Source organism: Longimicrobiaceae bacterium, assembly GCA_035696245.1.
Classification (GTDB): Bacteria; Gemmatimonadota; Gemmatimonadetes; order Longimicrobiales; family Longimicrobiaceae; genus DASRQW01.
The window spans coordinates 1-8197 of record DASRQW010000376.1 but is presented as its reverse complement, the minus strand read 5'-3'; the positions used below and the strand labels follow the sequence as shown (position 1 = coordinate 8197).

Annotated in this window: 10 protein-coding genes; 8 read left to right on the top strand and 2 right to left on the bottom strand. The window is 68.6% G+C overall.

Going from position 1 to position 8197, the window contains the following annotated elements; translation table 11 throughout:
• The 8 genes from VFE05_17140 to VFE05_17105 all read left to right on the top strand — a co-directional run.
• A partial coding sequence (locus tag VFE05_17140) for a cell surface protein (GenBank protein ID HET6231804.1) occupies positions 1-193 on the top strand: 193 nt, incomplete at its 5' end.
• Positions 194-605: 412 nt separating this feature from the next.
• A complete protein-coding gene (gene mnmG, locus VFE05_17135; protein ID HET6231803.1) occupies positions 606-2582 on the top strand; it encodes a tRNA uridine-5-carboxymethylaminomethyl(34) synthesis enzyme MnmG in 1977 nt (658 codons plus the stop codon).
• 119 nt (positions 2583-2701) lie between these two features.
• On the top strand, positions 2702-3544 hold the full coding sequence (locus tag VFE05_17130) for an AAA family ATPase (protein HET6231802.1): 843 nt from the start codon (positions 2702-2704) through the stop codon (positions 3542-3544).
• Position 3545: 1 nt separating this feature from the next.
• Entirely contained in the window at positions 3546-4484 is a 939-nt protein-coding gene (locus VFE05_17125; GenBank protein HET6231801.1) for a ParB/RepB/Spo0J family partition protein, read from the top strand.
• 161 nt (positions 4485-4645) lie between these two features.
• On the top strand, positions 4646-5041 hold the full coding sequence (locus VFE05_17120) for a hypothetical protein (GenBank protein ID HET6231800.1): 396 nt from the start codon (positions 4646-4648) through the stop codon (positions 5039-5041).
• A 172-nt stretch (positions 5042-5213) separates the two neighbouring features.
• Positions 5214-5729, top strand: coding sequence for a polymer-forming cytoskeletal protein (locus tag VFE05_17115; GenBank protein HET6231799.1), 516 nt, complete (start codon positions 5214-5216; stop codon positions 5727-5729).
• Positions 5730-5978: 249 nt separating this feature from the next.
• The gene (locus tag VFE05_17110; protein ID HET6231798.1) at positions 5979-6731 is read left to right on the top strand and encodes a Nif3-like dinuclear metal center hexameric protein; all 753 of its coding nucleotides are present in this window, start codon (positions 5979-5981) and stop codon (positions 6729-6731) included.
• Between the two features lie 55 nt (positions 6732-6786).
• Positions 6787-7071: a DUF427 domain-containing protein gene (locus VFE05_17105; protein HET6231797.1), complete on the top strand. Its 285-nt coding sequence runs from the start codon at positions 6787-6789 to the stop codon at positions 7069-7071.
• A gap of 212 nt (positions 7072-7283) precedes the next feature.
• On the opposite strand, the gene VFE05_17100 is transcribed toward VFE05_17105, so the two are convergent.
• Complete coding sequence (locus tag VFE05_17100) at positions 7284-7442, bottom strand: hypothetical protein (GenBank protein HET6231796.1); 159 nt, start codon at positions 7440-7442, stop codon at positions 7284-7286.
• Between the two features lie 159 nt (positions 7443-7601).
• Positions 7602-8197: acetate kinase (locus tag VFE05_17095; protein ID HET6231795.1), on the bottom strand; the 596-nt coding region annotated here is incomplete at its 5' end.

The window sequence follows — 8197 nt, the reverse complement described above, 5'->3', positions numbered from 1 at the left end:
ACCGGAGCTCGTCGAGCCGGTGGAGCCCGAGCCCGTCGATCCCGTGGTGCCGCTGCTACTGGTCGATCCGCTCGAACCCACCGAGCCGGTGCCGCTGCCGGTGGAGCCCGAGCCCGTCGATCCCGTGGTGCCGCTGCTACCGGTCGATCCGCTCGAACCCACCGAGCCGGTGCCGCTGCCGGTGGAGCCATAGCCGCTCGATCCGGTGCCGCCGCCGGTGCCCGCGCTGCCGCTCGACCCGGTCCCGCTGGAGCCAATGCCGCCGGAGCCGCTGCCACTCGCGCCGCTGCCGGACATGGACGAGCCGCCCGTCCCACTGCCGGAGAGGGACGATCCGCTGCTTCCGGTGCCGTAGGACGAGCCCGAAGAGCTGCTCCCGGACCCGCTCATTCCCGACGTGCCTTCGGCCCCCGATCCGCTGGCGCCCGTCGAGTATCCGCTCCCCGAACCCCCGGAGCTGGAGCCGCCCGTCGCGCCGTAGCCGCCGCTGCTCTTGTCGTCCGCCATTCAGGCCTCCCTCGCTCAGTGTCTTCCCCGCCCATCCGTTGGGAAGCGCCGGTTTCGCAACAGGTGTGCCATATCGGTATCTCTCTATAGATTGTGAGATGTTCCACGTGGAACAGCTTTCCAGCCGATGTCGGGGGATGCCCGGCAGGTGGCGTAAAACCTTGCGTTGCTGTGTGATGAATCAGCCGTACGACGTGATCGTGGTGGGTGGAGGACACGCCGGCGTGGAGGCCTCGGCCGCCGCGGCGCGGGCCGGTGCGCGCACGCTGCTCGTCACTCCGAACCTGGAGGCAATCGGGCAGATGAGCTGCAATCCCGCCATCGGCGGAGTCGCGAAGGGCACCGTCGTGCGCGAGGTGGACGCGCTGGGAGGCGTCATGGGCCTCGCTACGGACCGCACCCGCATCCAGTTCCGCATGCTGAACCGCTCCAAGGGCCCCGCGGTTTGGGCCCCCCGCGCGCAGTGCGACCGCGGCCTCTATCCCCGTGCCGCGCGTGCCCTCCTGGAGCGTCATGAGCGACTGGACTTCTTCCAGGGCATGGTTGGTTCTCTGCGGATGGAGGGCTCGCGCGTGGCTGGCGTGCGCACGGAGAGCGGGATCGAGTTCCACGCTCGCGCGGTCGTCCTCACGGCGGGCACCTTCCTGCGCGGCCGCATCCACGTCGGGCATGCCGCGGGCGTACCTGCGGGACGCGCGGGCGACGCGCCGTCCGTCCGTCTCGCCGAGCAGATGGAGGCGCTGGGCCTGGAGGTCGCCCGCTTCAAGACCGGTACTCCGCCGCGGATCGACGGCCGCTCCGTAGACTACTCAAAGGTCGAGGTGCAGCCCGGTGAGAGCCCGGAATACCGGCTTTCGCACTGGGAGCGGGCGCCACTTCTGCCTCAACTCCCCTGCTGGATCACGTGGACGGGCGAGCCGCTGCGCGACCTCATCCGCGAGAATCTGGCGGCGTCCGCGCTGTATGGCGGTGAGATCGCCGGCCGCGGGCCGCGCTACTGCCCATCCATCGAAGACAAGATCGTAAAGTTTCCCGATGCCGCCCGCCACCAGGTATTCCTGGAGCCGGAGGGGCTGGAGACGCACGAGCTGTACGTGAATGGCCTCTCCACCTCCCTGCCCGCCGACGTTCAGCTGCGCATGCTCCGCAGCATCCCCGGCCTGGAACAGGCGCGGATGACGAAGGTCGGCTACGCCATTGAGTACGACTACTACCCGCCACACCAGCTGCGCCCCACCCTGGAGAGCAAGGCGCTCGGCGGCCTCTTCCTCGCTGGGCAGGTGAACGGGACAACGGGGTACGAGGAAGCCGCGGGCCAGGGCATTCTTGCCGGCGCGAACGCCGCGTTCGCCGCCCTGGATCGTGATCCGCTGGTGCTGGAGCGCGACCAGGCATTCATCGGAGTGCTGGTGGACGACCTCGTCACGCGCGGGACGGACGAGCCCTATCGCCTCTTCACCTCGCGCGCGGAGTTCCGCCTGACGTTGCGGCAGGACAACGCGGTGCAGCGCCTCGCCCCCATCGCTGCCGAGCGCGGGCTGCTGACGGACGAGCAGCGGAGGGTGATGGATGAGCGGCTTGAACTGCTCGCGCGCGTGGGCTCGTGGCTCGACGAGACGAACGCATCTCCCGAGCAGGCCAATCCTGTTCTGGTGGATGCCGGCTCCACGCCGATCAAGGAGCCGACGCGCCTTGCCGTCCTCCTCCGCCGGCCGAACGTACCGGCGGACTGTTTAGCGGCCGCCGTGGGCGGTGTCCCATCCATCGATGTTCGGGCGGCGGCGGAGGCCCTCGCAACGGCGGAGATGGAGATCCGGTACGAAGGCTATCTCGTTCGTGAGCGGGAACGGGCGGACGCGCTCCAGAGACAGGCAGAATTCGCTCTACCCGAAGATTTGCCGTACCCCAATCTGTTGTCGCTGTCGTTCGAGGCACGGCAGAAGCTTGGGGCGATCCGGCCTGCGACGCTTGCGCAGGCGGCGCGGGTGCCCGGCGTCAACCCGAGCGATTTGCAGAATCTGGTGATGGAGGTGCGTAAGCTGCGGAGTGCCAATGCGTTGGATGTCGTCGGCTGATAATCCGCCGACAGTGTTCCACGTGGAACACTGTCCGGTTGCTGGACTCTCCACGCCTGCTCCCGTATATTCGTCGGCACATCCTTCCCCGAGGCACCCCCGGAAAACAGAGGAGAAGCGTGTCGCGTATCATCGCCATCGCCAACCAGAAGGGCGGCGTCGGTAAGACCACCACTGCGATCAACCTCGGCGCCTGCCTGGCCGTGGCCGAGAAGCGGACGCTGGTGATCGACACCGACCCCCAGGGCAACGCGACCAGCGGCCTCGGGATCAACAAGGACGAGGTGGAGAAGTCGGTCTACGACGTTCTGACCGCCGACGCCCGGCTGGAAGAGGTGATCATCCCCAAGGTGCACTTCCCCTTCCTCGACGTCGCCCCGGCCACGCGCGACCTGGTGGGCGCCGAGGTCGAGCTGGTGAACCGCCGCGGGCGCGAAGGCATCCTCCGCCGCGCGACCGAGGCGGTGCGCGACCAGTACGAGTACATCCTCATCGACTGCCCGCCTTCGCTGGGTCTGCTCACGCTGAACACGCTCGCCGCGGCGGACTCGGTGCTCATCCCCATCCAGTGCGAGTTCTACGCGCTGGAGGGGTTGTCGCAGCTGCTGAACACCGTGACCATCGTGCAGAAGAACCTCAACCCCAAGCTCCAGATCGAGGGCGTTCTTCTCACCATGTACGACGGGCGGCTCAACCTGTCCCGCCAGGTGGCCGACGAGGCGAAGGAATACTTCGGCCCGAAGGTGTACCGAACCACCATTCCGCGGAACGTGCGCATCGCCGAGGCGCCCAGCTTCGGGAAGCCGATCGTGCTGTACGACGTTCTCTCCGTGGGCGCGAAGAGCTACCTGTCGATGGCGCGCGAGGTGATCGCCCGGAACGCCACCCGCAAGCGCGAGACGCCCGCCGCGGCAGCCGTCGTTGAGCCCGCACTGCCCGCCGCAGCCGCGGGAGGCGAATAGGATGGCGGCGACCAAGAAGCCGCGCCTGGGTAAGGGCCTGAGCGCGCTGATGGGCGAGTACGTGTCGGAGCCCGGCGGCGAGGACGGGGCTCCGCAGGGAAGCATCCGCATGCTGGGCACCGCCACCATCGCGCCCAACCCGTTCCAGCCGCGGCGCGAGTTCTCGCCGGAGCAGCTGACGGAGCTGGTGGACTCCATCCGCGCGAACGGGCTGCTCCAGCCCATCGTAGTCCGCCCCGCGACCGACGCCACGCCCAAGGGCGCGGAGTGGGAGCTGGTGGCGGGAGAGCGGCGCTGGCGGGCAGTGCGGCAGCTAGGCTGGACAGAGGTGCCGGCGGTGGTGAAGGAGATCGACGACCGGGCCATGCTCATCCTGGCCATCGTCGAGAACGTTCAGCGCGCGGAGCTGTCGCCGTTGGAAGAGGCGCAGGGCTACAAGCAGCTCATCGACGACTTCGGCTTCACCCAGGCCGAAGTGGCCGAGAGCGTGGGGCGCGAGCGCAGCACCGTGGCGAACCTGCTGCGCCTGCTCCAGCTCCCGGCTTCCGTGCAGCGCATGGTGAGCGACGGCACGCTGTCGATGGGCCATGCCCGCGCGATCCTGGGCCTGGAAGACGAGCGGGTGATGGCGGACCTCGCCCGCGAGGTGGTGGACCGCGGCCTGACGGTTCGAGCCGTGGAGGAGCGGGTTCGTCTCCGCCGTGCATCGCCGGCGTCCGACGCCCCTGCCGAGGGACCCAAGCCGCCCGCTCGCGCGTCGGATCTGGACGGTCCGCACTTGCGCAGCCTGGAAGCGGAGCTGCAGCGGAAGATGGGGACGCAGGCGCGCATCCACCTGAAGAGCGGGAAGAGCGGGCGCATCGAGATCCCGTTCTACAACGCCGACGACTTCGACCGGGTGCTCGAGCTGATCCTCGGCGCCGAGCACGACCGCTCCTGAGCACGGTGACGGAGAGGGCCGCCGGGCTCGCCCCGCGCGGGGACGGGAATTGCAACGCACCCCGCACACGCCGCGGACGGGACGCCTCGGGCGCCCGCCGCGGCGTTTCGCGTGCGGGAGGGCATCCGCTCCCGCGCCGGCACACGGCGGAGGAGGTGTAGGTGGCGAAGCCGCGCGACGACCGGCGGATGAGCTTCATCGTGATCCCGCACGGCGGGGACGACCTGGGCACGCGCTCCTTCGAGCTCACGTACCGGCAGCTGCGCATCGCCGTGGCCGTAGCGGCGGCGGTGGGCGTGGCGCTGCTGGTGATGGTGGCGTCGTGGTTCTGGGTGGCCGCGCAGGCGGCACGCGTGCCGGGTCTCAAGCGAGATATCGCGGTGCTGGAGAAGGACCGGCAGCGCGTGGAGGAGCTGGCGCGCAACGTGGCCGACATGGAGGCGCAGTACGCGAAGGTTCGCGCCTTGTTGGGCGGGAACGTCCGCCGCGACACTATCGCCCGCGACACCGCCTCGCCCGACTCCGCCGCCGCGGATTCTGCCAAGCCGAAGCCGTAGTGCACCAGCGGTATGGCCTTCCGCCGCGCGCCGGCTGGTTGTATCTGCCGAGATCGTCGAAGTTGACGGCAAGCGTCGTCTGATTCGGGGTTCAATGTTCTGGCGGAGAGTTGTTGGTTAGCCGTCCGCGCGAGGGGCTCCGGCGGATTCGTATCCTCAAACCGAGCGAGAGATGGCGATCTTCAAGAAGGGCTCGAACGACCAGGGCGGCTCCGGCGCGCGCGACAAGGTGTCCGCGGCGCTGCGGAACGCGGGCACGGAAGGCTCCATCTCCATCATCGGCCCCGGTATGCAGATCGTGGGCGACGTGGTGACGGACGGCACCGTCCGCGTGGAGGGGAAGATCCACGGCACCCTGCGCGCGTCGAAATCGGTGGTGATCGGGCGCGACGGCGAGGTGCTGGGCGACGTGGTGGCCGCGGAGGCGGTGATCGGCGGCACCGTGCGCGGCACGGTGACGACGGAGGGGCGCATGCAACTCCAGTCGACGTGCGACATCGAGGGCGAGATCCGCACGAACGTGCAGCACCTGCTTCTGGAAGAAGGCGCCCGCTTCAACGGCCAGGTGCACATGCTCCCCGCCGGCGAGGTGGTTCCGGAGACGCCCATCCGCAGCCTCGGGCCCGGTACGCCGGACAGCGCTTCCGTCGCGGAGCAGCCGCATTACGGCGACGACTACCAGCGCTGACCGCGCTTTCGCCGCAAGCGACGCCGTCGCCCATCATTCGCTGGATGGTCGAGGCGAGATGCAGACCGGTCATCAGCGAAGACCGAGACGATCTCGAAGGTGAACAAGTGGCGCAGTTATCCACATTCGATGTGGTGAACTCCAAGCTCTGATTTGGCAAGGGGTTGTGGCTTTTCCACAGATACAAACCTTGATTATCCACGGGCATTATCCACAAGTGTGGAACACATCTGACGCACGAGGCGCGGCGTGAAGCTGGAGGAGCTGCAGACCTACTTGGACGAGTACCTGCGCGTCGCGGACGTGCCGGACTACTCCGGCGCGGTGAACGGGCTGCAGGTGGACGGTGGGCGTGACATCCGCCGCATCGCCGTGGCGGTGGATGCGGCGCAGGCGACGGTGGACGCCGCAGTGGCGATGGATGCGGACATGCTTCTGGTGCATCACGGCCTGTTCTGGGACGGCAACCAGCCGGTAACCGGCCGCCGCTACCGGCGCTTGCGCGCGCTGATCCAGGCGGGCATCGCGGTCTACTCGGCGCACCTCCCGCTGGACGTGCACCCGGAAGTGGGCAACAACGCGGTGCTAGCTCGCGCCTTAGGGATTGAGCCGGCGGGCCGCTTTGGCGACTACAAGGGCCATCCGCTCGGGGTGTGGGGCGAGGTGGACATGCGCCGTGAGGCGCTGTGCGCACGCATGGACGAGGTGCTGGGCGTGCGCGTGAAGCTGGTGCCCGGCGGGCCGGAGCGCGTGCGGCGCGTGGGAGTCATCACCGGTGGCGCGGGAAGCATGGTGGGTGCGGCGGTGGAGGCAGGGCTGGACACGTTCATCACCGGCGAGGGCGCACACCACAACTTCTTCGACGCGGAAGAGGGTGGCATCAACCTGCTGCTGGGCGGGCACTACGCCACGGAAGTGTGGGGCGTGCGCGCCCTGGCGCAGCACCTGGAGCAGCGCTTCGGGCTCGAGTGGCGGTTCATCGACCATCCCACTGGCCTGTAGCTTTCCAGACGGGCACGGGTATACAGTCGGCGGAGCCAATCAACGTGAGGAGCCAATGGCGAGAGCGATCTGGAACGGCGCGGTGCTGGCCGAGAGCGAGGACATCGAAACCGTTGAAGGCAACGCCTACTTCCCTGCCGACTCGCTGCGGCGCGAGCACCTCACCGACAGCTCCACGCACACGACCTGCCCGTGGAAGGGCGTCGCGAGCTACTACAACGTGGTCGTGGACGGGCAGGAGAACCGCGACGCAGCGTGGTACTATCCCGAGCCCCAAGACGCAGCGGCGAACATCCACGGACGCGTGGCGTTCTGGAAAGGCGTGACGGTCGAGAAATAGGGCCTGTCCCGGCGGCCGTCCGCAGACGGGCGGCGAGCCTCTTCCTTGACCAACGCGGCTGTCGCCTTTGTCTGGGGTTTCTCCGCCCCACGGTGGGATCCGGGTGCCCAGCACGCCGACGAGAAACCGCCGCCCTGCGACTACGCTGGGCGGCGGTTCGGTATCTTGGTGCTGCTGATCGGACGGGCGTCAAGTCCGGAGCGCCGACCCGCTTAGGAGTACTCGCGGGCGAGGCGGTGGCCCCAGTACATGCCGAAGCCGGTGCCCACCATGCTGAGAATGAACGCGGTGGTGAACCCCACGCGCTCTCCCAGCCACCACCCGATCCACCCGCCGATGGTCATCCCCAGGAACGCGAACAGCTTCGCCATCGTCATCCTCTCCAGGTCTGGTCGCCCGTCCCGCATCTCATCAACGATAACGAAGTTTCCCGCGAAACGCACCGGCGGCGAAGCGTAACGCGCCGAACGGTCCATCGTCTCATCTCGGTAGATGCCGGTCAGCCGATGCCGGCCGATGCCCTCGCGACGTCAGTAGCGGGTCTCGATGCCGTTGACGACGCGGTAGGTGTCGCGGGCGATGAGCAGCTCCTCGTCGGTGGGGATCACCCACACCTCGGGCGACGAGCCGCCGGCGCTCACGCGGCCCTCGCGCCCGCCGGTATGCGATGCGTTCAGCCCCGCATCCACCCGCACGCCGGCCCATTGCAGTCCCTCGCAGATGGCCGCACGGATGGCGGGCGCGTTCTCGCCCACGCCGCCCGCGAACAGGATCGCGTCCGCACCGCCCAGCGCGGCCAGGTACGCGCCCACGTACTTGCGCGCGCGGTAGCAGAAGATGTCGATCGCCAGCCGCGCCCGCCGGTCGTCGTGCTCCTCGGCCTCGGCCATCAGCTCGCGCATGTCGTTGGTGAGGCCGGAGATGCCCAGCAGGCCGGACTGCTTGTTGAGCAGTGATTCCACCTCGGGCAGAGACAGGCCCTCCTTGACGGCGACGTAGTCCAGGATCGCGGGATCGAGATCGCCGGAGCGGGTGCCCATCACCAGCCCCTCCAGCGGCGTGAAGCCCATCGACGTGTCCACGCTCTCGCCGCCGGAGATGGCGCACGCCGAGCAGCCGTTGCCCA